Here is a 619-nt window from a genome sequence, read left to right as displayed (position 1 = left end):
GTGCCGGGGCGGTCGGTGCTGGTGCTGAACGCCGGCGCGATGGCCCGCTGGTCGGTGATCAGCTCCAGGACGGTGAACAGGCTGACCGTGCTGTGTCGTTGGTCGAGCGTGACGGCCGCCTCGTGGCAGACCTGCCGCAGGTAGCTGGTCCACAGCGTGTGGCCGGGCGGCTCGTCGACCCAGGGGTGGTCGGCGAGCCGCTCCAGTGGCACCGGGCCGGGGCCCGCGGCGAGCGGGTGGTCGTGGGCGAGGGCGACGAAGACGGGCTCGCTGGCGTGCACCGTCACGCCGTCCACGGGTTCGGGCACGGTGAGTTCTCCGGTCGGCGGCACGTAGACCAGGGCCAGGTCGCACGCCCCGACCGCCAGCCCGTCCACGGCGGTCTGGGCGTTCATGTCCTCGCGGAGTTGGACCTCGGGGCACCACGGCAGGCCGCGCAGCCGGCGGGCGAGCGCGACGTGGGGGTAGCCGCAGTGGCCGCCGATGGTGAGCGGCTCCCGTGCCCCGCGCCGCGCGCCCCACGCCTGGGCCCGCTCGCGGATGCCGCTCATGCCCCGCAGCACGCTGTGTGCCTCGGCGAGCACGTCCGCGCCGAACGGGGTGGGCACCGACCCGTGCT

General features: G+C 75.4%; 1 protein-coding gene. It reads right to left on the bottom strand.

The window, feature by feature from the left end:
- On the bottom strand, positions 1–619 hold a 619-nt coding region (locus tag KUM32_RS41200), incomplete at both ends, for a substrate-binding domain-containing protein (RefSeq protein WP_217146767.1).

This window comes from Streptomyces sp. AC627_RSS907 (assembly GCF_019049165.1).
This window is presented reverse-complemented; position numbering and strand designations above follow the sequence as displayed.